The sequence below is a fragment of the Nocardia sp. NPDC005978 genome (genome assembly GCF_040614455.1).
GTDB lineage: Bacteria > Actinomycetota > Actinomycetes > Mycobacteriales > Mycobacteriaceae > Nocardia.
Genome location: NZ_JBEXUS010000101.1, coordinates 1 through 16,115, shown reverse-complemented (window position 1 = coordinate 16,115; position 16,115 = coordinate 1). Strand labels below are relative to the sequence as shown.

Below are 16,115 nucleotides of genomic sequence, written 5' to 3'. Positions count from 1 at the left end.
AGCACCGCTTTACAGGTAGCCAGATGGTTGCCGCGCTGCTGACGAGGTGGGAGGGGAGGCCCGCGGTGTTCGAGGCAGGCACGACCTTCGCGGGGTATCGGATCGAACGCAAGCTCGGCAGCGGCGGCATGGGAACCGTTCTGCTGGCCCGGCATCCGCGGCTGCCGCGCATGGACGCGCTCAAGGTGCTCGCGGACAGCCATCGCGGCGACGAGGAGTTCCGCGCGCGGTTCCTGCGCGAGGCCGAGGTGGCGGCGCGGCTGCAACATACGAACCTGGTCGCGGTCCGCGATCGCGGGGAGTACGACGGGCACCTCTGGATCGCGATGCAGTTCGTCGACGGGGTGGATCTCGCGGCGCTGATCAAGGGCGGGGCCGACGTGCTGCCGCCACCGCGCATGCTGCACGTGCTCACCGAGGCGGCCCGCGGGCTCGACGAGATCCATCGCGCGGGACTGCTGCACCGCGACGTGAAACCCGCCAACATCCTCGTCGCCCCCTCCGCCGACGGCCCGGACCGGGTGCTGGTCACCGACTTCGGCATCGCGCGCCCCGCCGACGATTCCGCGACCATCGGCGCCGACGGCGGGATCACCGCCACCCTGGGCTACGCGGCGCCCGAACAGCTGCGCGCCGAACCACTCGACCATCGGGTGGACGTGTACGCGCTGGGCTGCACGCTGTTCGAGATGCTCACCGGCTCGGTGCCGTTCGCGCGCGGCAACGCGGGCGCGGTGATCTACGCGCACCTGCACGAACCGCCGCCCCGGCCCACGGACCGAAACGCGTTGATACCGGCCGGTTTCGACGCGGTCATCGCGAAGGCGATGGCGAAGGATCCGAGTCAGCGGTACCAGAGCTGCCGGGCACTGGCGGACGCGGCGTGGGCCGCCGCGGGACTGCCCGGCCCGGCGCACGATGCGGACCCCGAGACGGGACCGGACCACCGAATCGGCACGGGCGGGCGGCTTCTCACCGGTCCCTCCACCGGGACCGCACGTCCGGTGACGATCGCCGCGGACCCCTCGGGCGCGCCACCGCCGTCGCGCTACCACCTGCTCGGAGCCACGGTATTGGCGGTCGTGCTCGTGGTCGCCGGGACGTTGACCCTGATCCTGAACAGTGAGGAGACCGCGGCGGCGCCCAACCTGCCGCGGACGACCGCTCCGCCGGTGGCGTCGCCCCAGTGGGGCGCGTACACGTATGTGGCCGAAGCGTTCCCGGATCTACTGCCGTTCTCGCCGGACCTCATCGGCTTCGGGGAACTGACCCTCTGCCGGCCCAAGTTCGAAACGCGAAACGCCCCGTTCGACAAATCACCGAAGGTCTCCAACATCGCCTGTAGCGGCGACAACGACCCGATGCTGGCCTTCGATGTGTACTGCAACCTCGATCGATCGGCCATGACACCGGAACCCGCGCTCGACGTCGTCGAAGGCGAGGAGAAGTGGACGCGGCCGACCGGCACCGGCTTCGCGCGGTGGGGGACCTACACGACGGTCAGGAACGTTACCGCCGGATACATCGAGGTCTTCTTCGACAATCCCGCCCGCGCGTTCTGCTATCTGCGCGCCACCAGCCAGACCTCCGGTGCCGAACTACACGACAGATGGTGGATCGATGTACCGGCGTAAGAGGATCTCGCCCCGGAGAATTCGCCGGGCCGAAGCACCCGCGGTCATCGCGGCCGCGCTCGCGGCGCTGCTGTGCGGGTGCGCCGTGGTACCGGGGTCGCCGCGGCCTGCGACCGTGGACATGACCGGCCTCGACATCGGTTACTACGCGATCGAGCCGCTGACCGAACCGACCGAGCCCGACGAAGCCCGCGGACGGGTCGTGGAGTCGGTGCGCATGGGCGAGGCCACGATCGATCCCGCCGCGGCCGACCCGGCACTGGCCTTCGGACCGACAGGCGGCGGAGCGCAACCGATTTCGGCACCGAGCAAGACCCGGGGCATGCTCTCGACACCGGTGCGTGACGTGCTGACCAAGCGCGGGATGCTCGCCGGCTTCAGCACCGTGGCGATGGACAGCAAGGGCGGTGCGCCGGTCGTGGGCACCGGTCGACTGCTCACCGTCATCCTGCTGCGTTTCCCGGATTCGGACACCGCGCGACAGGCCGCCGCCGAGATGGACGCCGCCGACGCCGGAGTCAGTACCGAGAACGCGGCGGTGCCGATTCCGGGTCATCCGGAGGCGCACGCGCACTGGCGGCCCACGGTGCCGACACTCGCCGCGACCATGGCGCAGGATTCGTTCGTCATCAGCCTGCTGGTCGGGCACACCGGCACGGACGTGAACGCGATGGCCGCGCTCGCCGGACGCGCGTTCGAGGCGCAGCGAACGCGCCTGGCCGACTTCCGTCCCACCCCTGCCGGTGACATCGCGGCACTGCGCGCCGATCGCGACCGGATGCTCAGCCGGCTCGTGGCCGACGACCCCGGGAATTGGCCGATGCCCGCGGTATTGCAGAGCGGGATCGGTGAGAATGCCGGCTGGGAATCGGTGGGCCAGCCGAACGGGGTGGTCTACGGTCCGCACGCGGTGCAGTTGCGCGGGCCGCGTCCCGGAACCGATCGTGCCGAAGCAATGGCCTTCGCCGGCAGCTCCAGCCTGTTTCGCTACGCGACCGCGACGGTAGCCCGCCGGACCTATGTCGAGAACTTCCGTATCGACGAAGGCTTTCAGGAGGTCGCCGCGCCGCAGGGGGTCCCCGAAGCCAAGTGCATCCGGAATCTCGCTTCGGTCGATACCTCCAACAACTACTCGTGCTGGCTGTTGGCAGGCAAGTACCTCGCGCTCGTCCACAGCCGCGACGAGTCGAACGCCCGGCAGAAGATCGCCGCGCAATTCGTGCTGCTGCAGCGTGATCCGGAATGACCGCCGAACTGCTACCGGGCATGGTCTTCGCCGGATACACGGTGGAATCCCGGCTCGGTGAGTCCGGATCCGTCTACCTGGCCGGCCATCCCAGGCTGCCGCGGCGGGACGCCCTGAAGGTGCTCGCCGCGTCCGACGCCGCGGCGCGGGCGCGCTTGTTGCGCGAAGCCGAAGCCGTTGCCCGGCTGGATCATCCGAACATCGTCGCGGTGCACGATCGAGGCATCGACCAGGGGCGGGCCTGGGTGGCCATGCGATTCGTCGACGGCGTCGACGCCGCCGCCCTGATCCGGCGCGGTCCCGCCGCCCTGCCGACCGCCCGGGTGGTGGACATCGTCGATCAGGTGGCGCGGGGCGTGGACGCGGCCGCCGCCGCCGGGGTGCTGCACGGGGACATCAAGCCGGCGAACATTCTGATCGAATCACCCGCGGGACAGCGGGACCGGGTGTTCGTCACTGACTTCGGCATCGCGGGAAACCCGGGACCGGCCGCAACGCCCGCGATGGTCGCCTATGCGGCGCCGGAGCAACTGGCCGGGGTGGCGATCGACGCTCGCACCGCCGTGTATGGCCTGGGCTGCACCCTGTTCGAATTACTCACGGGCACAAAGCCTTTTCCGGGGACTACGGTCGATGACGTAGTACGCGGGCACCTCTACGCGCCCGCGCCCCGGGCCACCGACCGGGTGCCCGCGCTGCCGCCGGAGATCGACGCGGTCCTGGGACGGGCACTGGCCAAGAACCCGGGCGAGCGGTTCTCCTCCTGTGGCGCGCTGGCGGCCGCGACACGGGCGGCGCTGCTCGGTTCACCACCGAATCCCGCAGCGCCCCGTCCGAACCGGAGGCTACCCATCGCTCTCGCCGGCCTCGCGATCGCCGCGGCGGTAATCGCGGCGGCCATCGCCGTGGTGCGCCACGAGCCGTCCGGCGAACCCGCCGGCGCGCCGCCGATCGCCTCCACCACCGCGGCCGCGTCGATGACCACGTCGGCGAAGAACACGGCGACGACCTCGTGGGGCAGTTACCAGCACACGGTCGCCTACTTCACCGGGCTGCTCCCGCAGACCCAGGATGTGCAGGGCTACAAGGGCATACGATGTTCCGCGGTGAATCGCGAGCTGCAACCGGTGAGCGTCGCCGAGCAATTGCCCGACAGGTTCTGGGTGAGCTGCACCGGCGACGCGGCCCCGGTCGAGCGACTCACCATGAACTGCACGAGCGTGGACCAGAGATATCTCGTGCAGCCACTGAACGGCATGCGGGTCGAGGGCGACCAGAAGTGGCAGCGCCCCTCGGGCACCGGGCGAATCATCTGGGGGACGCGCAACGACAGGGGGCTGCTCCTGATCGACTTCGATCGCGGCAACCGCACGTCCTGCGGGATCGAGGTCGTCGGACTGACCTCCGGCAGCGACCTGTACGACCGGTGGTGGCCCGGCGCACCCCTGTAGCAACGGGATCGGAAACGATCTTCGTCGCGCCACCGCAAATCCGCCGACACTTTCGCATTGCCAATCGAGACCAGTCGGCTCTATCCATTCTTCTAGCGAATTCGAAATACACAGCGGCGCAGAAGAATTCATCACAATAGGACCGCTATCGAGCGAAAGCGGTAGTAGCATATTGCGCGGGAACCGAGTGCGGGCCGATCGATACAAACCCCGCTACCGGAGAGCGCCGTACGTCGGCAGAAATACACCCGGTCCCGGGCGCGGAGGAGCATGCACGCGCATAGTGCACCGGGGGCTGCGTCATGAGTCGCTCCAGGAGGAAATTCATGTCCACTCCTACTACTCGTATTCTCGACAAGGCATTCAAAGAAGAATTGGCCAGGGCCGCCAAGCTCGACAAAAAAGGAATCCGTCCGGTCGGAACCGAAGAGCTGTTTCCGAAACGCACACCGACCAATGTGGAACTGGTACAGGTTTGCCAGAAGGTCTATCTCAAACACAAGGCCGTCCTGGACAAAGCGGTGGACGGCGCGGTCGAGTTCCTCGACAGCCCGGACGGTGTCGCCTATGTGAAAGCGCTCGAGGGTTCGTTCGAGAGCGCCGAGCCCAACCCGCTCAGCGTCGACATCGCCGGGCAGATCGCGCGCAACGGCGCGTTCGACCTCACCGCCGGCGCACCCCAGGGCCTGCGCGGATTCGGCATCGGCGTCTCCGCCGGGGTGAGCGCGGTCGTCGGGCTGCTCGCGGGCGCCGACGTGGTCTTCGATTTCAAAGACGAGGCGCAGGTCCACGGCCGGGTGTGGAAGGGCGGCTCGATCAAGGGCGGGCTCTCCATCAGCGCGGGCCTGGAATTGAGCTTCTGGGTCCAGAAGCCGGTGACCGGCGCCATCGCGGGTCTGCTGCTCGATCTCTACATTCCGACCAAATACGCGCTGGTGCTGTTCATTCGGTTCATGTACATCCAACAGCGGGCCGAGGGCACCACCGAACTCGACTTCAGCGGTGTGTCACTGCAATTCCCGCTGGGCATCGGCCTGCCGCTGCGGCAGAACCAGGAAACCCCGGACGGGGTCATCGCGGCGTTCGCGGCCAAGCAGACCGCCTGGGACCGGCCCCGGCGCGCGACGCTGAAAGTGGTCAACAAGGCGACCGGCGTGGGCACCATCGCGGTGAAGGAAACCGCGACCCTGGAGCTCACGCTCACCAATACCTCCGGTCACGATGTCGCGCTGAGTTCGGGCGCGACGCTGACGATCAATATGCCGTCGTTTTTCTCCGACGCCGATATCAGCAAGATGACCATCAACTATCCGGGCTGGACCTTCGACGATGACGACGGCCGGTTGACCCTGACGCTGTCGAAGAACTCGACCTGGAACTCGGGTTCGGATATCGCGCTGGTCATCACCAATGTCGCCAGCAGCAGTCAGCCGCCCGCGGGCAAACAGTCGTATCCGGGCAAGGTGACGGTCGGGGTGAACGACATCTCCTTCACCGCGCCGATCGGCGTGACCGCCGATTTCAGTCTGGTGTGGGCGAATTCGCAGGCGACGCTCGCGTGGCGGGCCGAGATTTCGCAGGACAGCGGGTTCAAGCTGACCGGTGACGGCGCGGGCACGGTCACCGCGTACGCCCAGCCCGGGAGCACCATCGTCGGGCTCACCACGGCCGTGGACAAGAGCGGGGTGACCTGGGTGCTGGGCTACGTCTTCAACTACAACACCGCCGTCACCGACAAGGTGATCCCGCAGGTCGCCGCCGCGTGGTGGAAGAAGGACGCCCCGAAGGTGGGCAACAACGTCTTCTACGGCACGCCGGTCGACACCTCGGGCACCCAGGCGTTCTGCTGGTTCGCCAACACTTCGCAGAGCGGGGCCGAGCTGCTGATCACGCCGACCTTCGGCTGATCCGGCGGTAGCGCGCACCCGGGCCGTGTACCCGGGATTCCGGATACACGGCGCCGGCGCGAGCCGCGAATCGATGTGTCACAGGAAGATCGGGGACGAGGGCCGCAATGCACCCCATAATGGATCGCCCATCTTCGCCGACGGCTGGTACGACACCCGCCTGCTCAGCTGTCGTTCCGCGATCCGCTCCACCAGCAGCGGTATGAATTCCCGGACCCGGTGGCCGTCGAATTCGCGGTGAATTCCGCGCACTTCCTCGCCGACGACGCGCGCCGCCAGGTAGGGGAATTTGCCGGCCAGCCGGTCGACGAGCTCGCTGATCTGCCGCTCCTCTTCGGATGCCCTCATACTCTGGTCTCGCCTCCATACACGAACGTTGGCCGCCGGCTCCTGTGCCCTTGCCGGCGATCTGGACAACGGCCCGCAACGGACCGTCCCCCGAGTGTCATCCTCGCCGGGCAACTTTTCTGCCCACGAATCCCTTTATGGCACAACTCGTCGGCTATTCGGCACCGCACGTCCTCGACAACGACACCTGCAAGCTACAAATGAAATTGCAACTGCAACAGCGCCTTCCGCCGGCCTAGATCCAGCCCCTCTTGCGCGCCTCGAGCGCGGCTTCATAGCGGTTCGAAACGCCCAGTTTCGCCATCGCGGAGGAGAGATAGTTGCGCGTGGTGCCCGGCGACAGGTGCGCGCGCCGGGCGATATCCTCCACGGGCGCACCGTCGATGGCGTATTCCAGCACATCGGCCTCGCGGGCGGTCAGCAGGGTGTCCCCCGCGCTGATGGCCTCGGCCGCGAGTTCGGGATCGACGTAGCGGCCGCCGCGGTGCACCGTGCGGATCACCTCGGCCAGGGTCGCGGCCGATGTCGTCTTGGGCAGAAAACCCCGAACACCCGCTGCGAGAGCACGTTTGAGGTATCCGGGCCGGCCGTGACTGGTGACGATCAGGGTGCCCGCGCCCGGGGTGAGCCGCTGCAGTTCGATCGCGGTCTCGATGCCGTCGATACCGGGCATCTGCAGATCGATCACCGCCACCGCGACCGGTTCGCCGCGGTCGGCGCGCAACCGCCACACCTCGAGCAGCTCCTCGCCCGAACCGACGTGATCCACGACCTCGAGATCGGCTTCGAGGCCGAGCATGGTGGCCAGCGCGGCGCGCACGAGTGTCTCGTCGTCCGCCAGGAAGACGGGAATCACATTTCCTCCCACTGTATTTCGAGCACGAACCGATCGTCCCGCAGTTCGGCGGTCAGGGTCGCGCCGACCGGCGCGAGCCGTTCGGCGAGGCCGCGCAGTCCCGAACGCTCACCCGGTACGCCCTGCGGGCGATCGTTGCGCAGCGACATGCCCGAGCGTCCCAGCGCCAGGATCGCCGTGCTCGCGCGGGAATGCTCCACGATATTGGTGGTGCCCTCGCGCACCACCCAGGCCGCGACCTCGTGCAGACGTGCGGGCACCTTCGCCGGATCGCCCTCGACGACGAGTTCGCAGCCGACGGCCGACAGCAGCGAGCGCGCCCCCGCGACCTCGCCGCGCAGATCGATGTCCCGGTAGCCGCGCACCAATTGGCGCATCTGGCCCATGGATTCGACCGCGAGGGATTTGACCTCGTCCATTTCCGCCGCGGCGCGCTCGCCCGCGCCCGCACGCGCGAGCACCGCCGCGAGCTCGCTCTTCACCGCGATCGCGGAGAAGCCGCGCCCGACGACGTCGTGCAGGTCGCGCGCGAAGCGCAAACGCTCCTGGGCGACCCGCAATTCCGATTCCACGGCCTTGGCGCGGTCCAGTTCCTCCACGACCCGCAGCCCCCACACCGTGAGAATCGTCGTGCCGACCACGAATCCGCCGCAGAGGAAGGTCATCAGCGCGAAGCCCGCCATCACCGCGGGCGTGGAGCCGAACGCGATTCCGGTCGCCACGCTCACCCCGAGCACCGCCCACCACCGGTGCCGGGCGAAGGAGATCACCGAGAACATGGCCAGGATGGCGATGTAGATCCCCGCCACTCCGGCCTGGGTCGCGGTCCGATCCTCGTCCGCGCTGCGGGCGATCACCATCGCGGCCAGCCAGAGTCCGGTCAGGATCGCGGTGGCGGCCGGCACGATCCACGGGCGCGGCGGCGGCGCGGCGGCCGGGGCGAAGTCCGGCTGGATCTCCACCACGGCGATGGCCGCGACACCCGCGGCCACGATCAGGCCCGCGGACCACCAGGACCCCGCGGTGACCGCCATCGCGACGATCACCACGACCAGGCCCACTTGCAGGATGACCCGGCTGTAGAGCCGGAACTTCGCGGCGGCCGAGAGTCCCCGCCACCAGGACCGCACGCCCATCAGCCGCGGTCGTCCCAGCGGAAGCTCTTGCGAGTCAGCGCGAACGCCAGGACCGTCCATATCGCCAGTGTGGCAAACGGGCGGCCGAGCTCGGCGCAGGTGCCCGCGAAGTCGAGCGTCGCGGCGGCGCTGTCGGCGGTCGCCGTGCGCCCGGAAGCGCCGAGGTACACCAGGTCGGAGATGGCCGCGAACGGCGTCCAATCCGCCACCGCCGCCAGCTGATCGGGCAGCGCACCGCGCAGCCAGCCCATGCCGAGCATCGCGACCGTCATGACCGGGAGCGAGGTGATCTGTGCCGCTTCGGCGTTCTTGGTGACCGCGCTCGTCGCCAGCGCGAGCAGCGAGAACAGCACGATGCCCGCGATCAGGGCCAGCGCCATCGCCGCCGCGTTCACCGGAGCGGGCGCACCGGTGGCGTAGACCACCGCGGCCACCGCGACGGTCGAGGCCACGGTCAGCAGGGCGCCGGGAACGGCAGGGGCGGTCTGGATCTGCCAATCCGCGGCCTCCCCCGTGCGCAGTCGTTTGAGCACGCCCTCCCCGCGCCGCGTGGTGATCATCGAGAGCACCGAGTAGTACTGCACGAACAGCAGGGACACCAGGGTGATCAGTTCCAGGGTCGAGGCCGCGATGGCCGCGGTCGGCTCCCCGTCCCTGATCAACAGGAAGTAGGTGGCCAGCGACGTGCCCACCGGGAAGAGCACGCCCATCCAGACCAGCGTCTTGTTCCGGCGGAACTGCAGGTATTCGGCCTTGGCCAGCGCGGCGAGCGGCCGGCGCCGGAAGGCGGGGGCCGAGGTGACGGGGGTCGAGGTGGCGGTCATCGGGTGGCTCCGATCGGTTCGGGCGTTGCGGCGGGGGCCGATTCGTCGGCGATGTCGAGGAAGACCGCCTCGAGCGAGGCTGCGCGGGCTTCCAGTCCGCCGAGGCGCACATCGTGATCGCGAGCCCAGCCCAGCAGCGTGAGCAGATGGCCCTGGAGATCGTGGGTGGACACGGTGACGCGCGCGCCCGCGTCCACGCTCGCCCCCGGCAGGTGCGGCAACGGCAGTCCGGGATGGTCGAAGACGATGCGGGCGGGGTGGCCGTCGACGATCTCACGCAGCGTTCCGGTGCGGGCGACCGCGCCGCCGTGCATGATCGCGATGCGGTCCGCCAGGGCCTCGGCCTCGTCGAGGTAGTGCGTGGTGAGCACGATCGTCACCCCGGCGGCCTTGAGGTCCGCGAGCAATCGCCAGGTGTCCCGGCGGCTTTCGGGGTCGAGCCCGGTCGTCGGCTCGTCCAGGAACAGCAGGCGCGGCTGCCCCAGCAGGGCGCAGGCCAGATCGACGCGCCTGCGCTCGCCACCGGAGAGCGCGCCGACCCGGACCCCGGCCCGGCCGCCGAGATCCACCAGGGTCAGCACGGCGTCCACGGTGGTGGGGTCGCTGCAGGTCCCGCGCCACATCTCCAGGGTCTCGGTGACGGTCAGCTCCGCGGGTAAACCCCCGGACTGCAACATGATTCCCACCTGGGCGCGGACCTGGGCGCGGTCGCGCCGCGGGTCGAGGCCGAAGACCTCCACGCCGCCGCCGGTCGGTGCGGCGAGTCCTTCCAGCAGATCGAGCGTGGAGGTCTTGCCCGCGCCGTTGGTGCCGAGCAGCGCGAAGACCTCGCCCTCCCCGACCCGCAGGTCCACGCCCTTCACCGCCTCGAAGGCGTTCTTGCCGCTGCCGTAGGTGCGGCGCAGGCCGTGCGCGACGATGACGTCGGTGCTCGGCGGTGGATTCCGGAAATGGCGTTGATCGGTGATGGTCACGCCATCAACGGTCGCGAATTCGGCTCGGCGTCAGTAGTACGCGCAGTCACCGAAGTGCGGCGGGTTCGTCATGGTTCGGCCGTGACAAATGTCAGCGCGCCGCCGCGCCGAGGTTCACGGTTTGCGCGCCACGCCGCAGTAGCAGGAGACCCTGGCGTCGTGCGCGGGCGAGATGTCGGTGGGTTCGACGGGACGCCATCTGTGCGGCGGCACCACACCCGGCGTGGCCAGCTCGAGGCCGCCGAACCACGAGGTGACCTCGGCGCGGGTGCGGACCTGCGCGGGTAGTCGGCGGACCCGGTAGACATCCTGGGCGGCCACGACCTGCGCGGGGGCGAAATCGGCTGTGATGGTGCAGATCACGAGGTAGGAGCCGGGAGCCAGGGCGGCCAGGATGTCGGACACGATCTTGTCGACGTCCGCCTCGACGAAGTGCAGCAGCGCGATCATGCTCACTCCGACCGGCCGGGACAGGTCCAGCAGCCTGCCCAGTTCCGGTGCGGCCAGGATGGATTGCGGATCGGTGACGTCGCCCTCGATGTAGGTGGTCGTGCCCGGGGCGCCGCCGGTCATGAGCGCGCGGGCGTGTGCCAGCACCAGCGGGTCGTTGTCGACGTAGACCACCCGGGCATCGGGTGCGGTCTCCTGCGCGATCTGGTGCAGGTTGGGTTCGGTGGGGATGCCCGTGCCGATGTCGAGGAACTGCCTGATGCCGGCCTCGGCCAGAAAGCGCGTGCTGCGGTGCATGAACTGGCGATTGGCCCGGGCCGCGGTGCGGATGTCCGGCCAGGCCAGCAGGATCTCGGCCGCGGCTTCGCGATCGGCCTCGTAGTTGTCCTTGCCGCCCAGGAAGTAATCGTAGATTCGGGAGGTGTGCGGCTGATCCAGCGGGAAAACCCTGTCCATCGAACCCCGCTTCACTCGCCCGGAACGATCACACCCTGTAGTCACAGGCTAAGGCGTCGGCGCACCGGACCACGGGGTTTCGTTCGGAAGGATTGCGGCCCTTGCGGTTCCATTGCTGCCCGTGCGGGCCTGTCCGGATCGCCCACGTGGCCCGCGGGCAGGCCCCTGGTCATCACGAGGTTCCACAACGGTTGAAGGGAAAACTGAGAAATCGCCATGATCAGCTTCGGGCCGTGGATCATTGGCGAGGTGTCGTCGATCAAGAGTCGAGTCGCCCACGTCACCGCCGATCTCGCGGACCTGTACCGCGATCTGCACGCGCATCCCGAGCTGTCCTTCGCCGAACATCGCACCGCGGCGATCATCGCCCGGCGCGCCAAGGCGCTGGGGTGCGAAGTGACCGAGAAGCTCGGCGGGACAGGCGTGGTCGCCCGGCTGGCGAACGGCCCCGGGCCGCTGGTGCTGCTGCGCGCGGACATGGACGCGCTGCCGGTGCGCGAGCAGACCGGGCTGCCCTACGCCTCGACCGCCACCGACCCAGGCAGCGGCGAACCGGTCATGCACGCCTGCGGGCACGATATGCACATCGTGTGCCTGCTCGGCGCGCTCGACGCGCTGGCGACCGCCCGGGACCGGTGGTCCGGCACCGTGCTGGGGGTGTTCCAGCCCGCCGAGGAGGTGGGCCGGGGCGCACAGGCCATGGTCGAGGACGGCCTGTTCGACCGCTTCGGCACGCCGGAAATCGTGCTCGCGCAGCACGTCCTGCCGATCGCCGCGGGCACGGTCGCCACCCGGCCCGGCGCCATCCTGTCCGCCAACGACAGCCTGCGCATCACCCTGCACGGGCGCGGCGGGCACAGCTCCCGGCCCGAGACCACCATCGATCCGATCGTCATGGCGGCGGCGACGGTGCTGCGGCTGCAGACCATCGTCTCGCGCGAAGTGGCCGCGACCGATCAGGTCGTGATCACGGTCGGCACCCTGCACGCGGGCACCAAGGAGAACATCATCGCCGATCAGGCCGAGCTCGGGCTGAGTGTGCGGACCTATTCCCCCGAATCGCGCGCCCGGGTGCTCGAGGCCGTGCGGCGCATCGTGCACGGTGAGGCCGCCGCCGCGGGCGCGGACCGGACCCCGACCATCGAGACCCTGACCCGATTACCGGTCACCTTCAACGACGCTGTCGCACTGGACAAGACATGCGGCGGGCTGCGCGCGGCCCTGGGGGCCGATCAGGTGCTGGACATGGACGCCTTCCCGGCCAGCGAGGACGTCGGCATCCTGGCCGAGGCCGCCGGTGCGCCGCTGTCCTTCTGGTTCTTCGGCGGGGCCGATCCGGCGAAAGTGGCGGCGGCACAGCGCCGGGGCACGGCCGATCAGGAGCTGCCGATGAACCACTCGCCGAATTTCGCCCCGCTGGCCGAGCCCACCATCGGCCCCGGCGTCACCGCTCTGACCGCGGCCGCCCTGGCCTGGCTCGAACCCCGGAATCGATGACGGTCCAGAACTGAACAAACTAGACAAATTGCCATTGTTATCCGATGGCAATTTGTCCGGTTAGTCATTCCATTCCCATCACAGCTACTATTCAGCAACGTTGATTGTCAGTCGCGAGGGCGCGCGAATCACGTTGTCTTCCTGTTCAGTTTAGCGATGGCATTGCCACACCCGGCGACGGCTCCTGCGCGGGTGTGGTACATCCAGCAAATTCCGGGAAAGGATCCATACACGTGTCGGTATCTGGCGGATCTCGTATGCCTGTCGACGGATGCGATATCCGGAACCGCAATTCTGATCCGCAGTGGTTTGTTTCCGCATTCCACGTACCCCGCCACGGAACCGGGTCCGCCGATCAGGTGGAACGGTTACGTGAGCTGCGGGCCCGCATCCTCTACGACAACGGCCGGCGGCCGGAGTTCCGCGACGCCGCGGGGGCCCACGTCGACGACCAGGAATTAGATTACGGTGCCTGGCATTTCGTGGCGCGGCGGCACCCGGACGGACCCGTGCTCGGCTACATCCGGCTCTCCACCCCGGACACCGGCGCGCTGTTCCAGTCCCGCACCCACCTGGGCGCGGCGCGGTACGAGCAGCTGCTGACCGCGGAGGGCGCGGCGGTCGGCGACACCTATGAACACAGCAGGCTGGTGGTCGAGCAGCGCGCGCGCAAGCTCGGGCTGGGGGCATATCTGAACGCGGTCGCGATCGGGGCGGCGCATCACCTCGGCGCCCGGCTCATGATCGGCACCTCCGGCACCCGGGACGGGCAGGATCGCTTTCACGGCCGGTTCGGGTTCGCGCCCGTGGCCGGGACGCGCTGCTACGTCGAGCGGTACACCGAAGAGGTGGTCATCCTGGTGCACCGGACTGCCGCGGGAGCCGGCGAGTACACCGGACTGGTGGCGCGGATGCGGGACGAGTTCCCGCTACTGGTGACCGACGATCTCGACGCCGCACCGGCGGCGCGGCGCGAAAGCCCGGACGTGCCAGCGGCTCTGGCGACCGCGCGGCACGGCGAGACCGACGCGTGGCGGCCGGTGCTGTTCGAGCCGCATCGCGCCGACGACTACGCGGCCATGACCGACCTGCTGGAATCGGGCCGGGTGAACGCGGTGCACGACACCATCACCGCGCAGTTGGCCGAACTGATCGGATGCCGCGAGCCCCAGCAGCGCTATGCCGGAGCCGAACTGGAGCGCCGGATCGAGGAGCAGCTGGCCGGGGTCGAGCCGTGGGCCTACGGCTCGTGGGTCTGGTACCCGTGGTCGGGACGCCTGGTGCACGTGCTGCCGCGCGAGGAGTTCCGGCTGGTGCGCACCGACCGCAATCGCGGCAAGATCCAGCGGCCGCAGCAGCGCCGGTTGCTGGGGGCGCGCATCGGGGTGGTGGGGCTCTCGGTCGGCAACAGCGCGGCGGTCACGCTCGCGCTCGAAGGGGTCGGCGGCGCGTTCCGGCTCGCGGACTTCGACGAGCTGAGCCTGTCGAACATGAACCGGCTGCGGGCGGGCGTGCAGCATCTGGGGCTGGCCAAGACGGTGATCTGCGCCCGGCAGATGTTCGAGATCGACCCGTACCTGGACATCGAGATCTACAGCGGCGGACTGCACGCGGACAACATGGCGGAGTTCTTCGGGGGCGAGCACGAGCGAATCGATCTGCTGGTCGAGGAGTGCGACACACCGTACGTCAAGATCGCGGCCCGGGAATGCGCTCGCGCACTGGGTATTCCGGTGGTGATGGACTGCAACGACCGGGGCATGCTCGACATCGAGCGCTTCGATCTCGAGCCCGATCGGCCGCTGCTGCACGGCAGAATCGGCGATCTGCGCGCCGCGGATCTACCCGAACTCACCGCGCAGGCCACATCGGATCTGATTCTGGCCATGGTCGATGCCGAGCGCATCAGCCCCGAGCTGGCGGACTCGTTCGGGCAGATCGGGCGGACCCTGAGCAGCTGGCCGCAATTGGCCTCGGACGTGGCCCTCGGCGGCGCGCTCGTCACCTCGGCAGCGCGGCGCATCCTGCTGGGCGCGCCCTGCGCCTCGGGCCGGTTCTACGTCGACCTCGACGTCCTGATCGCACCCGAGCACAACACCGCCCGCGAACTGGACGGGGCCCTGACATGACGATGTCGTACGCACCCCGGGACAGCCGTTCGCAGTCCGTGCGCCCGCCGGCGCCGCTGCCGATCACGGTGTCCGGCTCCGCGATTCATCTGCCCGAGACCGTGGTGACCAACGCGGATCTGGCCCGGACCCTGGACACCTCCGACGAATGGATCGTGCGGCGCACCGGCATCCGCGAACGCCGCCGGCTCGCGCCGGAGGCGGCGGTCTCGGACATGTGCGTCGCGGCCGCGCCCGCGGCACTGGCCGAGGCGGGCGTGCGGGCGAGCGAGCTGGACGCGGTGATCGTGGCGAGCTACACCTTCGATCAGCCGCTGCCCTCGACGGCGCTGATGGTCAAGGAGCGCCTCGGCGCGTGGCGCGCGCTGCCGATCGATATCACGCAGGCGGCGTGTGCCAATGGGCTGCAGGCGATCCTGCTCGCGGCGCATCTGCTGAGCGTGTCCGCGCGCACGGTGCTGATCGTGGCCGCGGACTGCGCGTCCCGGGTCACCGATCCGCGCGACCGCACCGCCGGGGTGTTCTTCGGCGACGCGGCGGGCGCGGTCGTGCTCTCCCGCACCGAAACCCCCGGCGCGGGATTGCTGGCCTGGGACTTCGGTTCCCGGCTCTCGCACGAGGTGGAGATCCGGGCGGGCGGCTCGCGCCTGCCCAGTAGCGAGCGGACCGTGGCCGACCGGGAGCACTACCTGCGCATGGACGGGCGAGCGGTGTGGGAGACCGCTACGCGGCGCCTGCCCGAGAGCATGCGCGCCGCCGCCGAGCGGGCCGGGCTGGGGATCACCGAGATCGACCATTTCTTCCTGCACCAGGCCAACATCAATATCCTGACCGCCGCCATGACCGAGCTCGGGGTGCCCATGGAGCGGGCTCCGGTCACCCTGGACGAACTCGGCAACACCGGGTCGGCGGGGGTGCTCACCGCCCTGCACCGGGCGCGGCACGAGGGCCGGGTGGGCGGCGGGGACACGTTCCTGCTGTCCGCCATCGGGGCCGGATTCCAGTGGGGGACGCTGTGTTTCCGGGCGCCCTGACCTGATCGGCGCGCGGCCGGTCCGCCGGTGCAGGCGGCGGACCGGCTGGCGTGCGGGCAATTGGGTCAGGCCCAGTATGACTACGTGGCCAGGCCCGGCGCGACAACGGGATCAGGCCCGGCGCGGCTACGGGGCCAGGCCCAGCGCGGCTACGGGGCCAGGCCCAGCGCGGC

Annotated in this window: 13 protein-coding genes; 7 read left to right on the top strand and 6 right to left on the bottom strand. The window is 69.3% G+C overall.

Features of this window, described 5'->3' with window-relative positions; all coding sequences use genetic code 11:
- Positions 1–65: 65 nt before the first annotated feature.
- The 4 genes from ABZ319_RS32005 (at position 66) to ABZ319_RS31990 (ending at position 6,238) form a co-directional block, all read left to right on the top strand.
- The gene (locus ABZ319_RS32005) at positions 66–1,634 is read left to right on the top strand and encodes a serine/threonine-protein kinase (RefSeq protein ID WP_354990265.1); all 1,569 of its coding nucleotides are present in this window, start codon (positions 66–68) and stop codon (positions 1,632–1,634) included.
- Positions 1,635–1,755: 121 nt separating this feature from the next.
- The gene (locus tag ABZ319_RS32000; RefSeq protein ID WP_354990264.1) at positions 1,756–2,880 is read left to right on the top strand and encodes a hypothetical protein; all 1,125 of its coding nucleotides are present in this window, start codon (positions 1,756–1,758) and stop codon (positions 2,878–2,880) included.
- Positions 2,877–4,331, top strand: coding sequence for a serine/threonine-protein kinase (locus ABZ319_RS31995; protein ID WP_354990263.1), 1,455 nt, complete (start codon positions 2,877–2,879; stop codon positions 4,329–4,331). Before ABZ319_RS32000 ends, ABZ319_RS31995 begins: the two co-directional genes overlap by 4 nt.
- A gap of 326 nt (positions 4,332–4,657) precedes the next feature.
- Positions 4,658–6,238: a hypothetical protein gene (locus ABZ319_RS31990; RefSeq protein ID WP_354990262.1), complete on the top strand. Its 1,581-nt coding sequence runs from the start codon at positions 4,658–4,660 to the stop codon at positions 6,236–6,238.
- Positions 6,239–6,316: 78 nt separating this feature from the next.
- Here the strand turns inward: ABZ319_RS31990 and ABZ319_RS31985 are convergent, their stop codons facing one another.
- From ABZ319_RS31985 to ABZ319_RS31960, 6 genes are all read right to left on the bottom strand, one after another.
- The gene (locus ABZ319_RS31985; RefSeq protein ID WP_354990261.1) at positions 6,317–6,586 is read right to left on the bottom strand and encodes a three-helix bundle dimerization domain-containing protein; all 270 of its coding nucleotides are present in this window, start codon (positions 6,584–6,586) and stop codon (positions 6,317–6,319) included.
- A gap of 235 nt (positions 6,587–6,821) precedes the next feature.
- Positions 6,822–7,442: a response regulator transcription factor gene (locus ABZ319_RS31980; protein WP_354990260.1), complete on the bottom strand. Its 621-nt coding sequence runs from the start codon at positions 7,440–7,442 to the stop codon at positions 6,822–6,824.
- Positions 7,439–8,578, bottom strand: coding sequence for a histidine kinase (locus tag ABZ319_RS31975; RefSeq protein ID WP_354990259.1), 1,140 nt, complete (start codon positions 8,576–8,578; stop codon positions 7,439–7,441). The genes ABZ319_RS31980 and ABZ319_RS31975 overlap by 4 nt, the downstream gene beginning before the upstream one ends.
- Entirely contained in the window at positions 8,578–9,402 is an 825-nt protein-coding gene (locus ABZ319_RS31970; RefSeq protein ID WP_354990258.1) for an ABC transporter permease, read from the bottom strand. The genes ABZ319_RS31975 and ABZ319_RS31970 overlap by 1 nt, the downstream gene beginning before the upstream one ends.
- Positions 9,399–10,370, bottom strand: coding sequence for an ABC transporter ATP-binding protein (locus ABZ319_RS31965; protein ID WP_354990278.1), 972 nt, complete (start codon positions 10,368–10,370; stop codon positions 9,399–9,401). Before ABZ319_RS31965 ends, ABZ319_RS31970 begins: the two co-directional genes overlap by 4 nt.
- Before the next feature lie 120 nt (positions 10,371–10,490).
- Positions 10,491–11,282 (bottom strand): SAM-dependent methyltransferase, encoded by a 792-nt coding sequence (locus ABZ319_RS31960; protein WP_354990257.1) that lies wholly within the window; start codon positions 11,280–11,282, stop codon positions 10,491–10,493.
- A 216-nt stretch (positions 11,283–11,498) separates the two neighbouring features.
- Here ABZ319_RS31960 and ABZ319_RS31955 point away from each other — a divergent pair, with 216 nt between their 5' ends.
- From ABZ319_RS31955 to ABZ319_RS31945, 3 genes are all read left to right on the top strand, one after another.
- Positions 11,499–12,779, top strand: coding sequence for an amidohydrolase (locus ABZ319_RS31955; protein WP_354990256.1), 1,281 nt, complete (start codon positions 11,499–11,501; stop codon positions 12,777–12,779).
- 359 nt (positions 12,780–13,138) lie between these two features.
- Positions 13,139–14,908 (top strand): ThiF family adenylyltransferase, encoded by a 1,770-nt coding sequence (locus tag ABZ319_RS31950; RefSeq protein ID WP_354990255.1) that lies wholly within the window; start codon positions 13,139–13,141, stop codon positions 14,906–14,908.
- Complete coding sequence (locus tag ABZ319_RS31945; RefSeq protein ID WP_354990254.1) at positions 14,905–15,942, top strand: ketoacyl-ACP synthase III; 1,038 nt, start codon at positions 14,905–14,907, stop codon at positions 15,940–15,942. The genes ABZ319_RS31950 and ABZ319_RS31945 overlap by 4 nt, the downstream gene beginning before the upstream one ends.
- Positions 15,943–16,115: the final 173 nt, after the last annotated feature.